We start from the raw sequence: 23,921 nt of genomic DNA, 5'->3' as shown, positions 1-23,921 counted from the left end.
TTAAGTAAACAATGGGTTATAATTCTGGAGGTTTTGTTGTTCCACGGATGAATAAAGCGTGGCAAAAGCGGCCAAATTTTCGTAAATTTGCTAAACAAACAAGAAAATTCGTGTAATGCAACCGTTCGAAGAAAATGACGTCGAGGTATTGGAAGAAGTTGTTGACACCGACCTGTATAATCTGGTGGTCTTCAATGACGATGTGAATACGTTCGATCACGTCATCGACACGCTGATCGATGTCTGCGATCACACGGCCGAACAGGCTGAACAGTGCACCATCATCATCCATCACAAAGGGAAATGCCGGGTCAAAAATGGCTCGTGGGAAGAACTGGTCCCCAAACGAAACGAAATCTGCCGGAGAGGCATTTCCGCTGAAGTATTGAAATAATATCGAATAAGGAATGTTGAATTGCGAACGCTGAATGGTTTATCCTGACTTCGCTATTCGATATTCATTATTCATTATTCGTTATTCATTTTAAAACGTACTCAACTTGGAGTTTCCTTCCAAATTAATAGAAGACGCGGTCAACGAGGTATCCAAATTGCCGGGAATTGGTAAAAAAACCGCTCTCCGGCTGGTTTTGCACTTGTTGAAGCGGGATGAAGAACAAACGAAAAGTCTGGCGGAAACCCTGATCGCCATGCGTTCGAAGGTGAAGCACTGCCGGAAGTGCCACAACCTCTCGGACCACGACCTGTGCGGTATTTGCGCCAGCCACAAACGCGACCGCTCGCTGATCTGCGTGGTGGAAGATACCCGCGATGTGCTCGCCATCGAAAACACGGCGCAGTACAAAGGCATGTACCACGTACTGGGCGGCATCATCTCTCCCGTCGAGGGTGTTGGTCCCAGTGACCTGAAAATCGAATCGCTGGTCGAGCGGCTCCGGAACCCCGACAGCGATACGGTCAAGGAAATCATTCTGGCCCTCAGCCCGACGATGGAGGGCGACACAACCGCTTTTTACCTTCAGAAAAAACTCAAAGGATTTTCTGTTAAAATTTCCACCATTGCCCGCGGAGTCCCGATTGGCGGTGACCTCGAATACGCCGATGAAGTAACCCTGGGCCGGAGTATTCTGAGCCGGATTACTTACGAGTAAAAACGTCCACTTTTTTCTTTACCGGTTTTACGGTTTTCAGGTAGTCATAAATGGCCCCCAAATCCTGCTCCGACATCCCGGCATACATCGCCCACGGCATGACGCTGGCATACCCTTCTCCCACTTCGGGCGCTTTGAACGTAGCCGGGTCGTAGGCTTTAAAACGGGCGATGAATGTGGCTTTCGTCCAGGTTCCGATGCCGGTTTCCGGATCGGGGGTGATGTTGGCCGTCCGAAGAACGCCATTCGTCAGTTCGATTTCCGTCCCCCCCGTAAAAGCGGCTTTTTTCGTCAATCCGCCCATTCCCCGGCGCGTGTGGCAGTCGGCGCAACCGGCCATCGTAACCAGATACTTTCCGTATGCCACGCCGGTTTTCTCGACGGGCATCGTCTGAAACCGGGCTTTGTGCGGCATCATTTTCATCGCCAGTTTGATCGGTGCAGCGGGTTTAGATTCGGGTACGGTATTTTCCACCGGCTCCAGCGTTCGCACATAAGCCAGAATCGACCGGGCGTCACTTTCGTCCATTTTCCCGTAATTGGCGTAGGGCATCAACGGAAACAGCGGTTTTCCGTTTTTCGAAACGCCCGCCGTCATCGCCAGCAACAACTCCGTATCGCTCCAATTTTTCAGGGCAAACGGCGTAATGTTTTTGGCGTAGTATGTTCCTGGCAGCCCGTAGTTTTTACCAAATTCTGCCCCTCCGCCCCCGAGCGTTCCCGGCATAACCGGACCTGCCAGCCGGGAATAGTCCCGTTTGGAATGGCAATCCATACAAACCGCCACGTGGTTGGCGAGATAACGACCGCGCTCGATCTGGGCGGTTGAAGTAGGGAGCGTAACGGTTCGAATGCGACCGGTGGCCGGCGAGTAGGCCCTGGGATTCACGCAGCAACTGACGGCAACCGAAAAGGCCGCCAGAAGCAGGAACGAAAAACGATTCATTTCAGGCGTTGTTTACTGTGCCGCAATACTACAAAACTTCCCCTTTTTCATTCGCATCGGACTCTCACTCTTGAGCGAACGGAAACCGGATTCCGTGTCGTTTGTTGCAAAAAAGTCGCTTTCTTTGCGAATCATGAAAACATTGCCGATTCGGGCGTGTTTTTCAACAAACCGGGTTTCTCACCTCAAACCATTTAGATATGAATCGCAGTGAGTTTTTAAAAGTAGCCTTTGGAAGCGTCCTCACCCTGAAAGCCCTTCAGTCGTCGGCCTTTGCTGGCTCGTTCCAGGCCGAAGGGCCCTTCAAACTGGCTCCGCTCCCCTTTGACTCGGGTGCGCTGGAACCGCACATCGACAAGCAAACGATGGAAATTCACCACGGCAAACACCATAAAGCGTATGTCGATAACCTGAACAAAGCCGTAGCCGGTTCTGCAATGGCGTCAATGTCCATCGACGAACTGGTGAAAAAGATAGACAGCAGCACCCCTGCGGCCATTCGGAACAACGGGGGTGGTCACTGGAATCACACGTTCTTCTGGAACATTCTCGGCGCCAATGGCGGCAAACAGCCTTCCGGCAATCTGGCCGAAGCCATCACCAAAAAGTATGGTTCCTTCGACAAGTTCAAGGAAGAATGGGCCAAAGCGGCAACGGGTCGTTTCGGTTCCGGCTGGGCGTGGCTGATTGTCAACGGACAAAGCATCGACATTGTTTCTACGCCTAACCAGGACAACCCGCTGATGGCGCTGGCCGAGAAAAAAGGCACCCCCATTCTGGGGCTCGACGTCTGGGAACATGCCTACTACCTGAAATACCAAAACCGCCGTCCCGATTACATTGCCGCTTTCTGGAATGTGGTCAACTGGGCGAAAGTCAACGAGTTGTATAATGCCGCCATGAAAGCCTAACTGGGCGTTCCGAGGAGTTGAGCCTACCGGTTTTTAGCGTGTATACAGTATACATTGCCAAAAACCGGTAGGCTCAACTGCGTTTTTTACTACCTTTGCGCATTGACTAAACGGAGGGCATCAACAACATGAGCGACATTCTTTATGACCAAATTCCGTCGTTGGATCTGGCCGATTTCAAGTCCGGAGATCCGGAACGAAAGGCCCAATTTGTCCGGGATTTGGGAGCGGCTTTTAACAACATCGGTTTTGTCTCCATCCGAAACCACGGGTTGACCGACGAATTGACAGACAATCTCTACAGTTCGGTGAAAGATTTTTTTTCGGCCGATGAAGAGACCAAGAAAAAATACGAATTTCCGGAACTGCACGGGCAGCGCGGTTACGTGGGCAAGAATAAAGAAACGGCGAAAGGCTTTAAAGTCGCTGATTTAAAGGAATTCTACCACGTCGGACAACCGGAGCCCATTAACGGTATGCCGGAAAATGTTTTCCCGGACGAATTCCCGGATTTTCGAAAAAATACGGTCATTACTTACCAGACCCTTGAAAATGCAGGCCGGACGCTGCTGCGGGCCATTGCCCTGTATCTCGAACTGCCGGAAGACTATTTTGAGGATAAAGTGGACCACGGCGACAGCATACTGCGCGCCATTCACTATTTCCCGCTGAACCCGGATCTCGTTCAGGAAGGTGCGGTTCGGGCGGCTGCGCACGGCGACATCAACCTCATTACGCTTCTGATGGGTGCGAGCGCCGAGGGGCTGGAAGTGTTGCGTCGCGACGGCAAATGGATTCCGATTACCGCCCTCCCCGATCAGGTGATTGTCAACGTCGGCGACATGCTCGACCGGCTGACAAACCACAAACTGAAATCGACCATTCACCGCGTGGTGAATCCGCCCCGCGAAAAAATGAACAGCCCCCGGTATTCGATTCCGTTTTTCATGCACCCCCGGGGTGACATGGATCTGACATCACTGGAAAGCTGCATTTCGACCGAAAACCCCAAGATTTACGAAGACATGACCGCCGGTGCTTTCCTGGATGAGCGTTTACGCGAACTGGGTTTGAAGAAGAGTTAAATTCTGGTATCTTTCGTTCAAGTTACCCGCTTGTTTTTGTCGTACCGTGACCCGCCCTATGCCGGTAGTCTTCCGGTTCACGGTACGACAGAATAACGACCTTCGTGTATGGCCTCTTACCTCTCAACGCTCTCTCCTATCGCACCGGTAAGGCGCATACGCTATATTATTTTCCTGAAAGACGTCCTGATTCTGGCCTGTACAACCTTTGGTGGCCCCCAGATTCACCTGGCAATGATGCTCGACCGGTTTGTGGCCAAACGACGCTATCTGACCGAAGCTGAATTGATGGAGTTGAACGCCCTTTGTCAGATCCTGCCCGGCCCAACGTCCACGCAAACCGTTACGGCCCTGGGGTTCAAAATCGGCGGTCCCAACCTGGCTTACCTGACGCTGATTGTCTGGGCGTTTCCGGGCGTGATGATCATGACGCTGGTGGCCATTGGCATATATTACGTTCAGCAAAACTCCATTTCGCTGAATTTCACCCGGTTTATTCAACCCATGGCCGTCGGCTTTCTAATCGTGGCTGGCTACCGGATTGCCAAAAAGGTGATTCTCAACCAGATGGGTATGGTTTTAGCCATCATCTCGGCTCTTACCGCCTACGCCTTTCCGTCGCCCTACATCACGCCCGTTGTTCTCGTGGCCGGCGGTTTTGCCACGGCTTTTGCCTACAAAAAGCACGAGAAGATGGAAAAAGCACCGTTTAATATCCAGTGGGCCAACTTTTTTCTCTGGATTGGTGTCCTGCTGGCTGCCGCAACCCTGGGGGCCATCACCAAATCGCTCCCCCTCCGCCTGTTCGAAAACTTTTACCGCAACGGCAGTCTGGTATTCGGCGGAGGCCAGGTGCTGACGCCCATGCTCTACAACGAGTTCGTCGAGTTCAAGCACTACCTGAGCCGGCAGGAATTTCTGTCGGGCCTGGCCATCGTGCAGGTTACCCCGGGGCCGGTTTTTTCGTTTGCTTCCTACATTGGGGTGTTGTCTATGCGGGATGCCGGTTTGAGCGGTCAACTGCTGGGCGGTTTTGCAGCCACCGCCGGTATTTTCCTACCCGGCACGTTCCTGATCTTCTTCGTTTACCGGTTCTGGAATCAACTGAAACGGTACCGCGCCGTTCGGGCTTCGCTGGAAGGAATCAATGCCGCCAGCACGGGACTCACGGCATCGGCGGCCATCTCCCTTTTTCAACCCATGGCCGAAAACGGGCTGTCGGTTATCGTGGTAGTCGTCACGATTTTACTGCTGGAATATACCAAAATACCGCCCTACCTGCTGATCGTTACGGGACTTTTCGCCGGTTTTCTGGTTTAAACCACTGGTTCCCGACCTTCCTTTTGCCTCCTCCGGCCTGGTTTCTCAAAAGTAGCAGGGATTGACCCATTTGTGACAGCCTTTTCGGGCATTGAAGCCGACCTTTGATCTATCCAAAACGGATAACCAAACCAAAACTTCACACGCCATGAAAACGCTTATCAAATCCCTGCTCGTCGCCTTTACCCTGACGTTGATTACCGTCTCTGCTTCTCTGGCTGAAAGTCATAAACCCATCGGCCGGCCCAAAAACGTATCTTCTTTTAAAAGTAGTATTTATACCACCCGGGAAGGAAAAGTTCAGATTGCTTTAAACAAAGAAAGCGGTGGCTCCGTGATGGTTCGGCTCACCAACAAGGCCGGTGCCGAATTCTTCGTTCAGCAGTTTGGAAAACGTCACCAGGCTTCCCGGCTGCGGCTGGACGTCAGTGCCCTGCCCGACGGAATCTACCAGATCGCCATCACCAATGGCGTCGAAACCACGACCTACGGACTGACCCTCGGCACCCAACAACAAGCAGGTCCGGTTTCCCGCCTGGTGGCTTTCAACTAAAGCGCATCGCCCCAACCAATACTACGAATGATTGACTATATCCACCCGGAACGGCTGACTCTGTATAGGGTTGGCCGTTTTCCTGCATGTTTGATTCCTTACATCCAGTTTGAAAAGCGCAAACGACAAGTCGTATCCGAAATCATCAGACCGTTAGCCCAGTCGTGATTGAGTTCCGGCAAAAAACAACGCCTGTGTGGCCATCACTTCCAGTAGTCATACTGCATATACCGGGCCGTCTCCTCGGCAACCGCTTTGCCCAGTAACCGCCCGACGACGTACAACGACATGTCGATACCGGCTGAGATTCCTGCCGAGGTTATGATCCTGCCGTTATCGACATACCGTTCAGCAAGACGTAATTCCGTATTCGGAGCCGCTTTTTGCATCCCTTCAACCGCCAGGAAATGCGTCGTAGCGGCCAAACCGTCCAGTAAACCCGCTTTCCCCAGGATAAAAGAGCCGGTACAAACCGACAGAACCAGTTCGGCGGTTGCGGCCGTCCGACGAACCCAGTTGAGCACCGCCGGGTTGTCCATTTCACGGCGGGAGCCGTAGGGCGTCCCGTCGGCGTGCTGACCACCTCCGCCCGGCACAATGATGATATCGGCTTTCGGATGATCATTGAGCAGATAGGTCGGATGGATGCTGAGGCCGTTGCGGGCATACACCGGACCGCGTTCAGCCACCGTAACCACCCGGAATGGTTTGGGATCGTCGTGCCGACCGGCCACGCCAAAGACTTCGAAGGGTCCGGCAAAATCGAGTACTTCGATTTCGTTGAATAAGAGAATGGCAACCGTGCGCATAAGCAGAAAAAAGCGTTCAGGTAAAATTAGAATTCCTGCGGGATGGTTCCAAATGTCCGAAAGCGATACATTCCTGCATTTACCAGTTGCTCTGTCATCTGGCTACCATACAGGTTACTAATCCAGAACAACAAAACCCTTCAAGGAATAAACCGGTTACTTACAAAAAAGCGCAATAACCCCGATTATGGAGTACATTACGGGAACTCGCTTCTGAAACCTAAAAACTGAAAATTATGAACGGAAAAAATGGACGGAAAGCCGCCAGAATTTTATTAGGAGGCAGTTTACTCTTTGCCGGCATCAGCCATCTGACTTTTGCCCGGAAAGAATTCAAGGCGCAGGTTCCGGATTGGGTACCCTTAAAAAAAGACGATACAGTGCTGTATTCCGGTTTGGCCGAAATTGCGTTGGGCAGCAGTCTGGTATTTACGGGGCAAAAGCACGAACAAACCGTCGGAAAAGCTGCGGCCTCATTTTTTACGGCTATTTTTCCCGGTAACATTTCCCAATACGCCAATAAACGCAGTGCTTTTGGCCTGGATACGGATAAAAAGCGGTTTTTACGGTTATTTTTCCAGCCTGTACTGGTGTATTGGGCTTTGAAAAGCACCAATAACCTTTAATTTCGAATGTAAAATGAGGAATGTTAAATGTAAAAGTGCCGGGTTTAGCGATACTTTACATGTAACATTCCTCATTTTACATTATCCACTATAGCCCCCCTACTCTCACGGATCAATGAAGACCAAAATACTTCTGGTAGATGATGAAGCCGATCTGGAAACCCTTTTTCGGCAACGTTTTCGCCAGGCCATACAGAAAAGAGCCTACGAGTTTGTGTTTGCCCGGGACGGCCGTCAGGCCCTCCTGATTCTGGAACAGCAACCAGACATCGACTTGATTCTGACCGATCTGAACATGCCCGGCATGGACGGCCTAACACTGTTAACCCGTCTTCAGGAGATCAATTCCCTGGTGCCTGCGGTCATCCTCACGGCCTACGGCGACATGACCAAAATCCGAACCGCCATGAACCGGGGCGCCTTCGACTTTCTAACCAAACCCATCGATTTCGAAGACCTTGCGACCACCATCGAAAAGAGTAGCCGGTATGTTCACCAGTTGCGCGAAACCCATGAATCGAAGGCCGTCGACGCAATGAAAACGCGGTTTTTCACCAACATTACCCACGAATTGCGCACCCCGCTTTCGTTGATCATTTCTCCGGTCGACAAACTGCTGGAAACCGGGGACTTGCCGGATCACCTCCACCCGCCCCTGGTCACCGTCCGCCGGAACGCCCGACAAATCCTGCGGCTCATCAACCAGTTGATGACGCTCAACCAACTCGAAGCCCGGCAAATGGAACTGGTCGAACAGGTGGGTGATTTACCCGGTTTTGTGAGCCAACTGGTGGATTTGTTTCGCCCCTCTACGGACGTCAAGAACCTTACGCTGGTCTACGAAACGGATTTGCCCGCTGGGAATTACCGCTTCGATGCGGGCAAGTGGGAAACGATTCTGTTCAACCTGCTGACCAACGCCATTCGGTTTACGTCCGTCGGAGGCATCACGGTTTCACTCCACCAAACGCCAGCCGGAGCGCGTCTGGCCGTCCGGGATACCGGTATCGGCATAACTGCCCACAAGTTACCCCACGTCTTCGACCGGTATTACGAGGGTGATAACCAACGCATTCGGGCCAACGATACCACCGGCGTCAGCCTGGCACTGGTGCGCGAGCTCACCCTGCGGCTGGGCGGCACCATTCAAGTCGAGAGCCAGATTGAAGGGGGGACTGAACCGTCGGGAACAGTATTCGTGCTCGAATTGCCCATCCACCGCACGAATGGCGAGGAGGGCATTCCGCCGGTGGAAGCACCCTCGATTGCAATCGACCTGCCCGCCCGCGCCGGGGAGTCGCCCGGTAAAAATCCGACCGGAATTGCCGACCTTCCTCCCCTGGTCTTGGTGGTCGAAGACAACGCCGAACTGCGGGAATTTATGGTGGCCGAACTGGCAACGACCTACCGGGTTCGGTCGGCAGCCAATGGCTATGAAGGCTGGATTTTGGCGAAAGAAGAGCTTCCCGCCATCATTATCACGGATTTAATGATGCCCCGCCTGGACGGACACGGCTTGATTGAGAAATTAAAGGCCGATCCGGCCACCGACCACATTGCCATTGTTTTGCTCTCATCGAGTGCCGACGAAACGCACCGCCTTCGGGGGCTGACGCTGGGTGCGAACGACTACCTCACCAAGCCTTTTCACCTGGGCGAACTCCGGCTTCGACTCCGTAATTTGCTCATTCACCAGCAGCGGTTGCAGGAATATTACCGGCAGCAACTCGCCCAACCCGACAGCGCCACCCCGCTCCTGAGCGTTGGGGACGAGTTTTTGCGCCGGTTATACACCCTCATCGAACAGCATCTGGATGATTCGACGCTGAGTGTTGAATGGCTGGCCGACGAACTGGCGATGAGTCGAAAAGCCCTTTACCTGAAGGTTCACAACCTGACCCATCTGTCGCCGGTGGAGTTGATCCGGCAATACCGCCTTCGCAAAGCCATTGATTTGCTACGCCTGGGACACAGTGCGGCCGAAACCGCTTATCTGGTGGGTTTTGAAACGCCCTCTTATTTTACGAAAGTCTTTCGGGAGTTTTACCACCAAACCCCAACTTCATACCGTAAAGGCTAACGGTTTCAACGCAATTAGAGTATACTGAAACTTTAGTTATTGATACCCACGTGCCTGTAATTGAAACAGTTCAGCATACCGACCTGCTTTTGCCAATAGCTCCGTGTGGCTACCGATTTCCAGCAGCTGCCCGCTTTCCAGCACCAGAATCCGGTCGGCCATTCGGACGGTCGAAAAACGGTGGGAAATGATCACCGCCGTTTTCCCTTCCGTCAGGCGGGCAAACCGCTGAAAGACTTCGTACTCGGCGCGGGCATCCAGTGCCGCCGTGGGTTCATCCAGAATCAGGACCTCGGCATCCCGCATGTAAGCCCGACCGAGCGCGACTTTCTGCCACTCGCCCCCCGACAATTCCACGCCTTTTCCGAAGCTACGGCCGAGTTGTTGTTCATAACCGCCTGGTAATTTGGCAATCACGGTGTCAGCCAGGCTGCGTTGGGCGGAGTTTTCGATCCGGGGCTGGTTGGTTCGTTCGTCGATGTCGCCCACGGCGATGTTAACCCCTGCCGACATTTTGAAGCGGACATAGTCCTGAAAAATCACGCTGATGTTCCGGCGCAGATCGATCAGATCATAGTCGCGCAGGTCGCGACCATCGAGCAAAATCCGCCCCTCCGCCGGATCATAAAGCCGCGCCAGGAGTTTCACCAGCGTTGTTTTACCGGCACCATTTTCGCCAACCAGCGCCAGTTTTTCGCCGGGTGTCAAGGTGAAACTCAGGTTATGAAGTGCCCAGCGATCCGAATTAGTATACTTAAAACCAACGTTCTCAAACACAAACCCTTTTTGAATTTTCGATGGAAAGGCCAGCGGTTTTTCCGTCGAATGAATGAGCGGTTTTATTTCAAAAAAATCAAAGAGATCCTGCAAATACACGGCTTCCTGCGTCAAACTACTGAACTGCAACAGGATACCCTCCATCGATCCACGAAGCTGCCGGAACGAACCCGCCAGAAAAGTCAGGTCACCAATGGAAATACCACCGTTCACCGCGCGCGCCACAATCCAGATGTAGGCACTGTAATATCCTACGGTTCCGATGATCGTCAGCCCTGTTCCCCAGCCCGCCCGCCGAATGGACAGATCCCGGTTTTTGAGGTAATACTGCCCCGAAAGGCTTCGAAACCGGTCGATCAGAAAGTTCGACAGGCCAAAGATTTTCACCTCTTTCGCCGTTTCATCACTGGCTCCCACAAAACGCAGGTAGTCGAGTTCGCGCCGTTCGGGCGTCCAGCTTCGTGAAAGCGAGTAGCTTTTCTGGTTAAAATAATTGTCGCCAATAAAAGCCGGAATAACCGCCAGAAGCAGCAAAAGCAACAGCCACGGATTATAAACCGCCAGGCCTGCCGCCAGAAAACCCACCGAAATCAGTTCCTGCACCTGCCCAAAAACGCCGGAAAGCAGGAAGGAACGTCCCGTGGTTTGTCGCCGGGCGCGTTCGAGTTTATCGTAAAAAGTAGCATCTTCAAACTGCTCCAGATCGAGCGTTGCTGCGTGTTCCATGAGCCGGACAGACGTTCGGTTGGTGACCAGATCGCCCAGCAAACCGTCGAGCAGGCTGGTCAGCCGCCCCAACGCCGTTGATAAAACGGCCAGACCAAACTCCGTTCCGACCAACGTCCAAAGCCATTCAGCATCGCCACCGGTTTGGCCCGACAACCGAATCACTTCGTCAATAATGAGCTTTCCAATGTATAACGTCAGGGCTGGCATGGCCGCCCGAACCAGTCGCACGGCCGCATTGCCGAGAAACAGGCCGGGCGACGCCTGCCAGATCATGCGAAAAAAGGCCGGCAAATTACGAAGTGCCGCAAAACGGTCTTTCCAGGAAAGTTCAGCCTGTCCTTTTTCGCTCTGGATGCGGCCGGGAAAGTCTGGGGTGGGAGTTTTTGCCATAGTAAACATACATTACCCGCACCAAATTGGTTCTTCGTACAGCCGGAGTGAGTACCTTACGGTTTTTTTCGGCCGTCTGACAGTCCGAATCACCAAAACGCATGTCAAAATACCCCAGCTAACCATGAACAAAAAAGGATTTGTGGCTGTATTTGAACACTTCGCTACCGCGGTTACGAAAGCCACGGGCAGTTCAACCGCCTTTCTACTCGCTTTCCTAACTATTGTTGTCTGGCTCATTACCGGGCCACTTTTTGATTATTCCGATACCTGGCAACTGGTGATCAATACCGGTACCACGATCATCACTTTTCTGATGGTATTTCTGATCCAGAAGTCGCAGAACAAGGATTCAATGGCCATTCAACTCAAACTGAATGAGTTGATTGCTTCTCACCACAAAGCCAGCAACCGGCTGCTCAATATTGAAGATCTGTCGGAGGATGAACTCGTTACCCTGCATCGCTTTTACGGGGTTCTGGTTGAAAAAGCGAAAAAGGAGAATAAGGTAACGGAGTCGCACTCGGTGGAAGAAGCGGAGGAATTGCATCAGGAAAAAATGCAGAATCAGGGGAAAGACAAGACCAGAAAGAAAAACACGTAGCCTTGGCTTACAACAACTTATAATTTCGGTATTCGCCTATTCGCCACCCGGTCAGGTTTTCGACGGCTTTCAGAAGACGGTTTTTAAACGAAAGTTTCTTCTGCCGGATGTCGAAATCGAACTGCCAGTTCATTCGCTCGATCCGGGCCTGCATGACCGCCGGGTGCGTACCTTCAAACAAGGCCAGGGAGTCTACCCCCCGGTAATCAAATCCTTTTAGCTCTTTGCGGGACTGGGCCATGTGCTCGTCGTTGTGCCAGTATCGCCCGAAGTTGCTGAGTTTGTCGGCTTGCCGGTCGGGCGGTTTTACCCAACCGTAGTGATACACCGTGGCATCAAGAAGTTTTACGTTGAGCTTCCGGTTGTCTCGGGTCCGAAAACCCTGTGCATCCCGGTAAGCCACCACGTTGCCGTTGTTGCGAATGATGCGAACCTCCCGACGATACCACCGGCGCGAGTCTCCCACATACCGGTAAGAACCGTAGAAGTGTAAATAGTTGAGTAGCAATCCTTCCACCTGCGCATCGTCTTTATACGTTTTCATCGCATCACGGATGGCTGGCAGGTATCTTTCGTGCACCACTTCGTCGCCCTGAATGTAAAATGCCCAGTCGGAATCCGGGGCAATTGCGGCCAGTGCCTTATCGGTTTCGACCGCCAGCACGCGTCCGCCTTCGCGCAACGAATCGTCCCAAACGGTTTCAATGATCCGAATTTTATCCGATTGGATCGACTGAATCAGGCGCAGCGTTTGATCTTCGGAACGCCCGACTGCAATCACAAACTCGTCGCACAGCGGGAGTATGGACTGAATGGCTTCCACAATCGGGTAATCGTATTGCAGGGCATTGCGGATGAAACTAAAACCGGAAACCTTCATAAAGCCATCCGCTTACTGGTATCTGAATTTAGTCGGACTTGGTGTAAACCGAAAAAGCACTTCGTGAACGCTTTTTTGAGCGTAAAAGGGGTTTTCAACCTGTTTGCTGCTTAGCGAATAGCCTACCCGAATGCTCTTCGACAGTTCATATTCGGCCAGGGCCACAATATAGTTCATGGTCGTGATCAGGGTGCTGTTGTTAGCCCGGTAGGAAACTCCCAATCCCAGTTTTTCTTCAATCCAGACTCTGGCATTGAGGTCAATTCCGAGGGGATAGCCGGTTTGCTGGGTGAGTAGAATGGAAGGAAGAAAATCGACGCCTTCGCTCGCAGCGATGCGTCCACCGAAATTAATGAACAAGGGGCGCTGGTAGCGGATGGACGCATTCTGACCCGTTCCTAACGTAATCGGTCGGTTCACCAACTCGGGCATCGACACACCGGCCCAAAACCGTTCAGCTTCGTAATATACTCCGGCACCGACGCTCGGCATGGCTTTGTTGATTCCCGTGCTGCTGGCCGGATCGTAAATGGGAATGACGTTGATTCCGCCCGAAGCGCCAAAAGACAGTTTCGCCATAGACGGCAACGTGATTCGATAGGCCAGGCTACCGTAAAAACCGGTAGCTGAATAGAGTCCCATCCGATCATTCAACGCCTGAAACCCAATGGCCACTTTGCCACCCGACAGCGCGCCATCGGCTCCGAACGACTGGGTAATCCGGTTGAAACCCGGTCCCTGGAGTCCAAACCACTTCCGGCGAAAAATGGCCGACATGGTCAGGCTTTCCCGGCTCCCGGCGTAGGCGGGGTTGATCGTCAGCGGGTTACTCAGGTATTGGGCGTAAAGAACTTCGCGTTGTGCCAGAACCGCCTGGCTTCCGGCCGTGACGAGGGCGATGAGGAGGGTTAATTTCAAGACGAGCGGTCGAATCATTCACAGGGCGTGTTGGGTGTACGAAAGTACAAAGTAAAGCTATTCAACCTGAAGTATCTTAATTTCTGTCCGCCGATTACGCTGATGTTCGGCTTCCGTACACTTCACGCCATCTCTGCAATTGTTCAGCAACACGCCTTCGCCGTATCCAGTCGCTTTCATTCGACGGGATGCAATGCCGTTTTTCCGCAAATAGGTCACAGCCCCCATCGCCCGGTTCATCGACAGCGTGATGTTATACACCGCCGACCCCCGACTATCGGTATGCGACCGCATCTCGATTCGCATCGCCGGGTATTTTTTCATCAAAGCGACCAGTTTATCCATTTCGAGCGCAGCATCCGGTCGAATATCCCATTTATCGAGATCGTAGTAGATGTTATCGATTTCAATAATATCGCCCTGACGAAACATCGTCAGTTCCGTGTTGGCATTGGCCGCGGGTGAAATACGGGCTCCGGTGGTGCCCATGCAATCTTTCAGGGCCTCAACGATGTATTCACAACCGGGATCGACCCAAAATTCATAACTGCCATCCGGCCCGGTTACCATTTCCAAAACCGTACTGTCGCACAGGTTTCGCAAAATCACTTCAACGCCATCGATGGGCAGCCGTTCCGTATGGGTCAAAATTCGCCCCCGAACCTTCGATTTCAGCGGATGTCCAGGCTGTATCGGGACCGTGTCCAGCGGTATTTCCAATCGCAGGGGCTGATCGTCGGATAATCCTTTGGTCGAAAACCCCAACAGGCTGGACTGATAACCCGTCATGGCCGCAGTGATCCTAAAATCACTTTCCGGGTCCAGGCAAATCCGGATATTGCCTTCGCTGTCGGTCTGGGTTTGCCGCTTCCCATCCTGAACGTCTTTCTGATCCAGGTCAAGCCGGGCATTTCCGAGGGGCTGTTTGGTCTGATTGTCAAACACGTGGATGGTCAGTTCACGGCAGGCATATAGGGAGCCTTCCCGCTTAAAACGGTAAATATCGTCGTCGCTCCCGCCCCGCAACCGGTTGCTGCTGAGATATCCCAACATTCGGGCGCCATCGGTGACGATACCGAAGTCGTCTTTCGAAGAATTGAGTGGTTCGCCAATATTCTGCACCGATTTCACCGCCGTTTGGTCGGTCAGTTGGGCATAAAAAATATCCAGATCGCCCAAACCGGGGTGACCGTCCGACGAGAAGTACAGGTTGCCCCGGTCGTCGACAAACGGGAACATTTCGTTTCCTTGGGTGTTGATGTCTTTGCCTAAATTGAGCGGTTCCGACCATATTCCGTCCTTCAAGGTAGAGACATACAAATCCGTACCTCCAAAACCGCCGGGACGGTCCGACGCAAAAAACAGCATTTTATCGTTCGGGCTCAAAGCCGGATGACCGGTTGAATAGTCGTCGTTGTTGAAGGGTAATTCCTGCGCTTCTCCCCAGGAACCATTCCGTTCTTCAGCCACATACAGCTTTAGTTTGTTGATCCCGTCGGCGCTCTCGCGGTATTTTCCCTTGTTGTAGTTGTTGCGGGTAAAGAATACTTTCGAACCATCTTTCGTAAACGCCACGGGGCCTTCGTGGTACTTGGTGTTCAGCGTTCCTCCAAACCGTTTGGTTTCCGATGAACTTTCCGCTGTATATGACCCTGCGGCTCCCGTACTGAAACCCACCGTCCGGCTGTCATTGGCTGTGGGGTCGGTATAGTCATCTTCTCCCAGCGTTCGCGGATTCTTCGCCCGCTTTTTTCGCTGACTGGCCGACGCCCCGCCCAGGCTGGCCACAGTTTCGCCCTTGAAAGCCGCTTCCGGCATATAATACAGATCCAGGAATGCCGAATGATCCCAGCTAAAAACGCGCTTCAAAGCATTGCCGGGCCTTTTGGACGTTACAAAAACCAGCCCTTCCTTGTAATACATTGGGCTGAATTCCGCCTGGGTGGTGTTGATTTCCAGAAATTCTATCTTATAATTCCCGGGATTCCGCGACAGAATGCTGACGTCATGGTAGAGTTTGGAAAACTGTTTTCCCCGCTGGTCATCCTGCTGGAGTTTGCTGTAGCGTTCATACATTTCCTGCGACTCTTTGTATTTGCCATTACTGGCCAATGCCTGGGCGTAGTAAAGGTAACAAGGGACGTAGTCGTTCTGGTATTGCTTCAGTTGGCCAATCAGAATCCGGTACACCCGTTCGGCATTTTGGGTATCCCGAACCTGCCGGTAACTATAACCCAGTTTCGACAACGTAGCCAGTCGCTCTTCTTCCGACAATTCGGAACGGTTCAGCGTTTGCTCGTACAGGTCGATGGCCGTACGATAAGACAGATTATCGAATTGGCGATCCGCCTGCCTGAGCAACGCCTGCGCCCTCACTGACCCGACAACGCAAGCGACCATACAACATAGCAGGTAAAAACAGCGCATGGTTTGGGGAAATTTGGCAGCGGTTCCCGTCGGGCCTAGAAATACCGGGGCGTTAGAATTTTGTTTTTACCAAAGCCGAGTTCATACCGAATCATGATTTCGTGGGAAGGCAGCTTGAAGGTTTTCAGTTTATTCAGCATCTGATCATACGCGTAGCCCAGGCGCAACTGGTCCGACAATTGCACTTCGACAATGCCGACAATTGCATCCTGATTGTAGACTTCGCCATGGTTCAGGGCACTTTCGTAGCTGTTAAACTGATTCCGACGGTAGGATGTACCGATGGATATTCGATCTGCAATCCAGAGGTTCAGATTCCCGTCGATGCCCAGCGGAGCACCTTCCACGTATTTCACCAGGGTGGAAGGCTTCAGTTTCAATACCGGGCTCAAACGAACCACAAAACCAGCCACGGCATAGGCATGACGACGCTGCGTGGCTTTTTGTAAGCCATAACTATAATCCGTCAGTCGGTTTTTAATCAACTGCGGTACCGAAATCCCAATATAGGATTTGTCGTTGCTCAGGTAAATTCCAGTACCAAAGTTGGGTAGAATTTTAGAGATGTTCTGTGCAAAAGCCGGGTCATTCCCCTGATCGGTTTTGACTTTGGAGAGGTCGGCCTGAAAGCTGCTCGCGCCCGCCTGAATCCCCAGTCCCAGGGTTGAACGGCTCCCCACTTTGATCCGAAATGCGTATGAGGCATACGCACCGGTGGTGCTGTATTCACCGATCCGGTCGTTGAACAATTGCAAACCCAACCCAATCCGCTCCCGGTTGACGGGCATGTCGATCGTGAAGGTGGTGGTCTGCGGAGCGCCTTCAATGCCCCCCCACTGGTTCCGATACAATGCGGTCATACTCAACACATCGCGACTCCCGGCATAAGCGGGATTCATGGCCATCATGTTGAACATATACTGCGAAAACATGTGGTCCTGCTGCGCCTGAACCTGGCTACCCCCGGCTATACCAACCAGCAGTAGTGTTACTTTTCCGATCTTTATGGTAAAATTGCGTATCATTGTTTTTAGCGATTAATCGTCATGTATCGTATAAACTTGCGGCCATCGCTCAACTCAACGATGTAGAAATAAGTACCATCCGGTAAGCCTTTCGAACTGGAACCGATCCGTACACCGGTATTCGTCGATCCGTCCCAGTCGTTTTTGTAATCGTGGTTCCGGTACACCGTGTTTCCCCATCGGTTGAACACTTCCAGGCTAACCGTGGCACCACCCGTATTTCGAATGACAAACAGGTCATTGATATGATCTCCGTTGGGCGAGAATCCTTCCGGAATCATCACCTGGTCGGTATTCTGGTTGAAAATCAAGGGGGTTGCTACGCGTTCATCGGCCTCTGTCGGATCATTGTTTCCATTCAAATCCGGTTCAAAACCATCGGTTGAGGTGTCGCTGACGGTATCGGCTCCCGCTATGGCTTTCGCATACACGGTGTTGAGATAAGGCGTTGTCCGGCCGTCGGTTTTCACATTCAGCGTCAGCAGCAGGGTGTCGCTCTTCCCAGCCGCCAGGTTGCTTCCTGATGCCACAAGGGCAGCGTCGGAATCGCCGTTGAAACTGCTGTTGCTTTGCAAACCGCTTCCCGCTGAAACAACCGGTATTCCAACCACGCTGTAGGTAGCTCCGGTAGTGGTATTGAACACCTCCGATAATTGATCGCTCACCTGTACGTCCGTGAAGTCCGTCAATCCGTAATTCTTCACGATAATCTGGTACGTCACGTTGTAGCTGCCATCGGTTTGCCGCGTCGTGTCCTTCACGGCCATTGCTACCCCAATATTTGGTGTCACTGGCAAGCCGAACAAGGTCACTGCGGTTGGCGTATTGTTGTTTCTGGGATCCAGGTCGTTGTCCGGATCAACATTGGAACCAGCCGTCGAGGTGTCGGTCAGCATCGTGCTGCCATTGAGCGTAACCGCATTGGCAATGGCACTATTATGGTAGACGTTTTTGGGGCTGTTACGGACATCGACCCGTACGGTCAGGTTGACACTGCGGGAGGCTCCTCTCGGCAACGTACTCAGGGAGTCGACCAGAAGATGAGTCAACATTCCTTGACCCGTATACGTCGAGTCCACCGTCAGACCGGCCTCTGCCGTCAGGGTTGGCTTACCGGGCCCAATCAAAACATCGTTGCCGAAGGTTTCGGTCAGGTTGTCAACCACCTGAACATTCTTCAGATCATCTGAGCCGAGGTTCGTTAGCTTAATGGTATAGGTGACGTTGTAGACCCCCGAACCCAGGTCTTCCAGTTTACTGACCGATTTGGCTACGCCCAGCAGCGAAGGCGGCAGATCGAACCGGAACCCAGTGGGCACGCTCCCGATGGGTGCCGGATTAAACCCATTGTTCGACAAATCCGTCACGAGAGAATCCGCATGAATCCCTGTCCCAACAACCTGCGTATAGAACGGCCCCAACTCGCCAGTGGGTTTGACATTGATCGTTACCAGAACCGTGTCAGAAGCACCAGCCGCCAGGCTGCTGTTTGCCCCATCCAACAGAGATGACAGATCATTGCCGTTGTAATTGGCGTTCGGTTTCAGCGTGCTTCCGGCACCAACCACCGGCGGACTCACCACACTGTAGGAAACCGGGGCCGTAAAGCCTGCCACCAGACTATCGGACAGTTGCACCTGCTTCAGGTCAGCCGTACCGTAATTTTTAACGGTTACCTTCAAAGTGACGTTGTAACTGCTATCGGCTTGCTGAACAATGTTCGTTACGGCCAGGGCAACACCGATGGGCGACGGTGGTGCCGAGTCGAATTTGCCCGGTGTCGATTCGCTGTTGTTATTCGGGTTGCCATCATGGTCCGGATCAGCGCTGGCTCCGTTTGTCGAAGCGTCGTTGACTTCCAGGCCGTTGAGCTTCGCCAGCAAGTAGGCCTTGTTCAGGAACGTCTTCGTCAGGCTGCCATCCGGGTGAAGCCGGACATTCACTTTTAACAGAATGTGCTCCGTTGCGCCAGCCTTGACGACACTTCCGCTGTTCAGAAGTTGCGTATTTCCAACCCAGCCCGAATAGCCTAAGTTCAATTTGAGCGATGAGGCCGGATCGACGGAGACAGCGACGGATTCGATAACATGAGGATCGAAAACCGACTGAACGTCATCCGTCACCTGAACCTGGGTAGCATCCTGGTCACTGTAATTGGTGATGGCCAGATCGTAGGTAAACTCAAACAAGGTCTCCTCCTTCTGTTGAACCCCTTTGAGTGCTTTCGCCAGCCCCACTTTCATCGACAGCGTTGGCGTAGAGTCCTCAATAGTGACAGTGGCTTTGTTGTTGGCCAGGTTCGGATCCACCTGATCGAGGTACGTGATTTCTACCAGATTAACAATCGGCCCTTTGGTTAGAACACGAACGGAATAGTAGTAGGTAACTTCGTCATTGGCAGCAAGAGCCGGGAGCCAGGCCCCCAGGTGGCCGTGGGCATCAACCACCAGATTACCCGGTGATACCAGTTCCAGGCCGGTCGGTAAAATAATCCGGATGTCGCTGTGCGTGGCCGAACATTCACCTCTGTTACCCAGTTTTACCGCAAACGTCACCACCTCGCCTACTTTCGGATGCTCCTTGTCGACCGTGTAAGAGACGTACAGATCGGACCGGCAAGTGTCCGTCGTGCAGTCAAAGATGGCCACATCAATCATGGTCGACGCACTGTAGCAGCCAGCGTTGCTGCGCTCGAAGGCATAGAACACCCCGCGACCGACCGAATCCGGGCGCATCACAATCGGTGAGGCCGGGTTGTCCGCAATGTGGAATTCAAATTCACCACCGGGCGTAACCGGATCGTTTTCAACCAGCTTAACCAGATTCACGGTGGATCCCGGACAGGTATTGCGGGCCATCATCGGGGCAATTGGTGATTCGATCGGTGCTTTAACCGTTACCGTCACCCCTTCGGATGGGATGGACGTACAGCCCTTGCTATCGACTAACTGGACGGAGTAGATACCACTGGCTTTAACGACAATACTTTGCGTTGTGGCCATCGTATTCCAGAGATACTTATAACCATCGGACATTGCATTCAGTATGACTGAATCTCCGTGACATACGATTGCACGCACCGGCCAAATGGTTGGCTGAACCTTCAGGCCCTCAATCGTCAGTTTTAGCGTTGACTGAGCCGCCTGACAGGAACCGGTTCCATCGGGGTCATTCGTGGTGAACGTCAGGTTAACAAACCCGGCATTGACGTCCGCCAGGGACGGTTTATAGGTTGCGTCCAGTAAAGATGCGTTGTCAAACGTCCCTGACCCACTGGTTGTCCAAACCGCGCTGGTGGCAGCCCCACCAATGACGCCATTCAGCTTGTATTCTTTTGCGGAACAAATGGTGGCATTCAAACCCGCCGATGCCGTTGCCGGATTGGTCTTACAAAGATCAACGTCGTTGCAATTGATAATGACCACCATAACCGGACTTGCGGCACTGAAGCACCCCGTTGCCGTTTTCTCGACAACATAATAGGTCCCGGCCTCAACCGACTTCGGATTCGATACCTTGCTGGCCGGATCGGGTGTGACACTGGTATAGTACTCAAATACGCTTCCCGCCAGCGATACCGAACTGCTGATGGCTTTTGTTAAATCGGCCGTAGCAAAGGGGCATTGGTTCGTCAGGTTAACAACCTGTGGTTTTGCCACTTTCGGATAAACCGATACCGTCAGTTCATTCGATGGACCGCTTTTGCAGGCATTCGATGTCGTACAGATGGCCGAGTAGGTAGCCGACACGTCGGGAGTAAGGAGCAGTACAGAACCGACCTGATTGTTTGACCAGACCACCGTCCCATCCGGACAACCGGCTGCGGTCAGTGTTACGGCCTCTCCGAAGCAGACATTTGCCTTGCTGGCTGTAATGGTTGGCGAAACCGGGGCACCTACTTTTACCGTACTCAGCGGTGATTTTTCACTAACACAATTGCCCAGCGAGCACGTAGCCCAGTAGCTTTTTGTAGTTCCCGGCTGAATCTCGATGCTGGTTCCCGTTCCACCCGTCGACCAGGTTACCGTACCAACACAACCAACGGCGGTCAATTTCGCGCTTTCTCCCGGACAGAGCGTTTCCCTATTGGTAGCAATTGTTGGCGGATTCAGCGTTACGACCGATACACTAATGGCATTTGAAACCACACTCTTACATTCCTCATTCAACTGACAGATGGCGGTGAAGGGGCGGTTTCCGGTAATATTATTGATGGTTATGCTATTCCCCGTATCACCATTCGACCAGATGACCGTACCGTTCGTACACCCGGTAGCCGTCAGCGTAACGGAACCGCCGTAGCAAACTGCGGGCGTCGACGCGGAAACCTGCGGGGCCGGAACGTCGCACTCTCCCTTGATTTTGACAATGACCGGAGTCGGCTCACTCAAACAACTCTTGATCTTGCAGTGTGCGTAATAACTGGTCGTTGTCGTTGGATTCACTTCAATGCTGCTACCCGTCGCTCCTGTCGACCAGATAATCTGACCACCGGCGCAACCCGTAGCGGATAATACAACCGTTTCACCTGGTTCTATTTCCGTTTTTGAAGCCCAAACGACGGGAGAAACTGGCGTATTGACGACCACGGTGTACGCTTCGGAAGGAGCACTTGTGCAGGGGTTGTTCTGGCAAACTACCGTATATACCGTGGTCTCAGTCGGAGAGACCAGAATGCTGGTAGTCGTTGCTCCGTTTGACCAAAGGGGAACTCCGTTGCAACCTTCTACCGTCAAACGAATTTCATCACCGGGACAAATGTGTCCATCCGTACATTTACACACCCGGATGGTTGGTTTGGCAGGGGTATTGACCTGCACCGTCACTTTTGCGGGTGTTCCATTACAGCCGGTACTCATTTTACAGGCCGCGTAATATTCAGTCGTTTGTGTTGGATTCACTACCAGGGTATTGCCCGTCGCACTCGTCGACCAGATTATCGTTCCTCCCTCGCAACCCGTTGCTGTCAAGGTAACAGGCTGACCCTGACAAATGAGCGTTGTTGATGCCGTAACCGTTGGCATTGGCGCATTGCTATTGGTCACATTGATGGTGATGGCATTTGACGCGACACTGCTGCAAGTGTATTCTTTGCACTGAGCGGTGTAGTTGGTGGTTGCTCCCGGCATAACCGTGAGGCTATTGCCCGTCGAGCCATTCGACCAAACTACCTGTCCACTCCGGCAACCTTCTGCCGTCAGGGTGACGACTTCACCCGCACAGATTAGCGTTTTATCCGACTTGATAAGGGGAGCCGCCGGATTGACAACGGTCACCGAAAGGGGCTGAGACGGATCGCTCGCACAATTTCCTACTTTGCAGGTAGCCCGGTATGTTACGTTACTGGTTGGTATGACGCTGACACTGGAACCGGTTGCATTGTGGGACCAGATGACCGTTCCGGAGCATCCCATGGCGGTCAATCGCAGCGAACCGCCCAAACAAACCACGTCAGCACTGATGTCGACCTGCGGAGGCTGAGGCTTCACAACCGTAATCGTATAAACATCCGACACCTGACTGATACAGGAGCCCTGCTTACAAATTACCGTGTAAGAAGTGGTTTCGTTTGGTGCCACAACAATCGCTGCCGTTGTCTCACCCGTCGACCACATCGGAATGCCAGTGCAATTTGAAACCGTCAGGGTTGTGTTTTCACCCGGACATACGGTTTTGGAATTGCTACTAATTTGCGGTTTCGGCATTGGACCTGTTCGGATCGTAATGCCCTGCGACGGTCCGCTGATGCAGTTGTGAATGCGGCAATTGGCGTAATAGGTCGTTGGCCCATCCGGCGTAACGGTCAGCACCGACCCGGTTGCTCCCGTTGACCAGATCACTTTCCCTTCACAGCCGCTGGCGGTCAAACTCACCGTTCCGCCGACACAAACATCCACCGCATTGGCCGTAATCGTTGGTGGTTGGGGGTCAGAAACCCGGATTACAATTGCTTTCGAAGGCGCACTGGTGCAGTTGGGCAATTGGCACTGAGCAGTGTAGGTCGTTGATGTATAGGGAGATACAATGAGACTTTGTCCCGTCGCACCTGTCGACCAAATAATGATTCCGGCACAATCAGATGCGTGCAGTTCAACGGCGTCGCCCGGACAAATATCAGTGGTCGTACACGTAATGGTCGGAGTTGGTGCTATACAGGTTGTACACTCAACTCCGGTAATGGTCACACTTTCCGATGCTGGACTTTGGCAGCCATTTACGGTTTGTGTTACGGTATAAACCTGGCTCCCAACGACCGACGGGGTAACGGTTACCACAGAACCCGTTGGTGACGACAAGCCGGAGCCTGTCCACTGGAAACTAGCCCCGCTAACTCCGTTGGCCGTTAGGGTTACAGTTCCACCCAAACAACTGGTTACAGAAGGTGAAACTGTAATCTGCGGTTTTCCCGGTAGGCCTGGGTTCACTAACGTTGTTGTCAGCGGCTCACCGTTACAACCTCCTACTGAAACCGTGAGGCTATACGAGCCAGCGGTGAGAGCGTTCAAAGTAAGTTGACCATTGTTACCCGCATTCATGGTTTGGGTTACCACTTCGCCATTGTCGCGTTTGTAACTGACAATATAAGCTTGGCCAGCGGTCAGATTTCCGATCGTAATACTTCCATCATTGTTACCCGTACAAGAAGTTGGATTGGTGGTTGTCACCAAAGTTGCCACCGGCACGGGATTGACCGTTATGGTGACGGTTCTCGTCACACTGCAACCCGAA

General features: G+C 52.6%; 17 protein-coding genes. 9 read left to right on the top strand and 8 right to left on the bottom strand.

The annotated features are described in order from the left end of the window. Positions 1 to 115: 115 nt before the first annotated feature. Positions 116 to 394, top strand: coding sequence for an ATP-dependent Clp protease adaptor ClpS (locus FH871_RS23775; RefSeq protein ID WP_138993930.1), 279 nt, complete (start codon positions 116 to 118; stop codon positions 392 to 394). A 106-nt stretch (positions 395 to 500) separates the two neighbouring features. Next, a complete protein-coding gene (gene recR, locus FH871_RS23770; protein ID WP_138993929.1) occupies positions 501 to 1,112 on the top strand; it encodes a recombination mediator RecR in 612 nt (203 codons plus the stop codon). Here the strand turns inward: recR and FH871_RS23765 are convergent. Continuing rightward, positions 1,099 to 2,058 (bottom strand): c-type cytochrome, encoded by a 960-nt coding sequence (locus FH871_RS23765; protein ID WP_138993928.1) that lies wholly within the window; start codon positions 2,056 to 2,058, stop codon positions 1,099 to 1,101. The genes recR and FH871_RS23765 overlap by 14 nt on opposite strands. A gap of 200 nt (positions 2,059 to 2,258) precedes the next feature. Here FH871_RS23765 and FH871_RS23760 point away from each other — a divergent pair, with 200 nt between their 5' ends. The 4 genes from FH871_RS23760 to FH871_RS23745 all read left to right on the top strand — a co-directional run bounded on the left by FH871_RS23760 (position 2,259) and on the right by FH871_RS23745 (position 5,927). Continuing rightward, on the top strand, positions 2,259 to 2,969 hold the full coding sequence (locus FH871_RS23760) for a superoxide dismutase (protein ID WP_138993927.1): 711 nt from the start codon (positions 2,259 to 2,261) through the stop codon (positions 2,967 to 2,969). A 128-nt stretch (positions 2,970 to 3,097) separates the two neighbouring features. Then, a complete protein-coding gene (locus FH871_RS23755; RefSeq protein ID WP_138993926.1) occupies positions 3,098 to 4,054 on the top strand; it encodes an isopenicillin N synthase family oxygenase in 957 nt (318 codons plus the stop codon). 108 nt (positions 4,055 to 4,162) lie between these two features. Next, positions 4,163 to 5,374 carry a chromate efflux transporter gene (chrA, locus tag FH871_RS23750; RefSeq protein WP_138993925.1) on the top strand — a complete coding sequence of 404 codons (1,212 nt, stop codon included), beginning with the start codon at positions 4,163 to 4,165 and terminating at the stop codon, positions 5,372 to 5,374. A 148-nt stretch (positions 5,375 to 5,522) separates the two neighbouring features. Continuing rightward, on the top strand, positions 5,523 to 5,927 hold the full coding sequence (locus tag FH871_RS23745) for a hypothetical protein (RefSeq protein WP_138993924.1): 405 nt from the start codon (positions 5,523 to 5,525) through the stop codon (positions 5,925 to 5,927). A gap of 203 nt (positions 5,928 to 6,130) precedes the next feature. Here FH871_RS23745 and FH871_RS23740 read toward each other — a convergent pair whose 3' ends face one another. Continuing rightward, entirely contained in the window at positions 6,131 to 6,736 is a 606-nt protein-coding gene (locus tag FH871_RS23740) for a DJ-1/PfpI family protein (RefSeq protein ID WP_138993923.1), read from the bottom strand. Positions 6,737 to 6,972: 236 nt separating this feature from the next. On the opposite strand from FH871_RS23740, the gene FH871_RS23735 reads away from it, so the two are divergent. Next, positions 6,973 to 7,362 carry a hypothetical protein gene (locus FH871_RS23735; protein ID WP_138993922.1) on the top strand — a complete coding sequence of 130 codons (390 nt, stop codon included), beginning with the start codon at positions 6,973 to 6,975 and terminating at the stop codon, positions 7,360 to 7,362. A gap of 115 nt (positions 7,363 to 7,477) precedes the next feature. Then, positions 7,478 to 9,442 carry a response regulator gene (locus FH871_RS23730; RefSeq protein WP_138993921.1) on the top strand — a complete coding sequence of 655 codons (1,965 nt, stop codon included), beginning with the start codon at positions 7,478 to 7,480 and terminating at the stop codon, positions 9,440 to 9,442. A 36-nt stretch (positions 9,443 to 9,478) separates the two neighbouring features. Here the strand turns inward: FH871_RS23730 and FH871_RS23725 are convergent, their stop codons facing one another. Continuing rightward, complete coding sequence (locus tag FH871_RS23725; protein ID WP_138993920.1) at positions 9,479 to 11,338, bottom strand: ABC transporter ATP-binding protein; 1,860 nt, start codon at positions 11,336 to 11,338, stop codon at positions 9,479 to 9,481. 124 nt (positions 11,339 to 11,462) lie between these two features. On the opposite strand from FH871_RS23725, the gene FH871_RS23720 reads away from it, so the two are divergent. After that, entirely contained in the window at positions 11,463 to 11,942 is a 480-nt protein-coding gene (locus FH871_RS23720) for a low affinity iron permease family protein (protein WP_138993919.1), read from the top strand. 7 nt (positions 11,943 to 11,949) lie between these two features. Here the strand turns inward: FH871_RS23720 and FH871_RS23715 are convergent, their stop codons facing one another. From FH871_RS23715 to FH871_RS23695, 5 genes are all read right to left on the bottom strand, one after another. After that, entirely contained in the window at positions 11,950 to 12,822 is an 873-nt protein-coding gene (locus FH871_RS23715) for a glycosyltransferase family 2 protein (RefSeq protein ID WP_138993918.1), read from the bottom strand. Between the two features lie 12 nt (positions 12,823 to 12,834). After that, on the bottom strand, positions 12,835 to 13,758 hold the full coding sequence (locus tag FH871_RS23710; RefSeq protein WP_138993917.1) for a PorP/SprF family type IX secretion system membrane protein: 924 nt from the start codon (positions 13,756 to 13,758) through the stop codon (positions 12,835 to 12,837). Between the two features lie 39 nt (positions 13,759 to 13,797). Further along, the gene (locus FH871_RS23705; RefSeq protein ID WP_229317529.1) at positions 13,798 to 16,140 is read right to left on the bottom strand and encodes an OmpA family protein; all 2,343 of its coding nucleotides are present in this window, start codon (positions 16,138 to 16,140) and stop codon (positions 13,798 to 13,800) included. A gap of 62 nt (positions 16,141 to 16,202) precedes the next feature. Beyond that, positions 16,203 to 17,192, bottom strand: a complete 990-nt coding sequence (locus tag FH871_RS23700) for a type IX secretion system membrane protein PorP/SprF (protein WP_138993915.1) — start codon at positions 17,190 to 17,192, stop codon at positions 16,203 to 16,205. Positions 17,193 to 17,197: 5 nt separating this feature from the next. Continuing rightward, on the bottom strand, positions 17,198 to 23,557 hold the full coding sequence (locus tag FH871_RS23695; protein WP_171062922.1) for a gliding motility-associated C-terminal domain-containing protein: 6,360 nt from the start codon (positions 23,555 to 23,557) through the stop codon (positions 17,198 to 17,200). Positions 23,558 to 23,921: the final 364 nt, after the last annotated feature.

Origin of the sequence: Larkinella sp. C7 (assembly GCF_006149005.1) — a bacterium.
GTDB lineage: Bacteria > Bacteroidota > Bacteroidia > Cytophagales > Spirosomataceae > Larkinella.
Note: the sequence above shows the minus strand (reverse complement) of the source record. Positions and strands in the feature narration are given on the sequence as shown.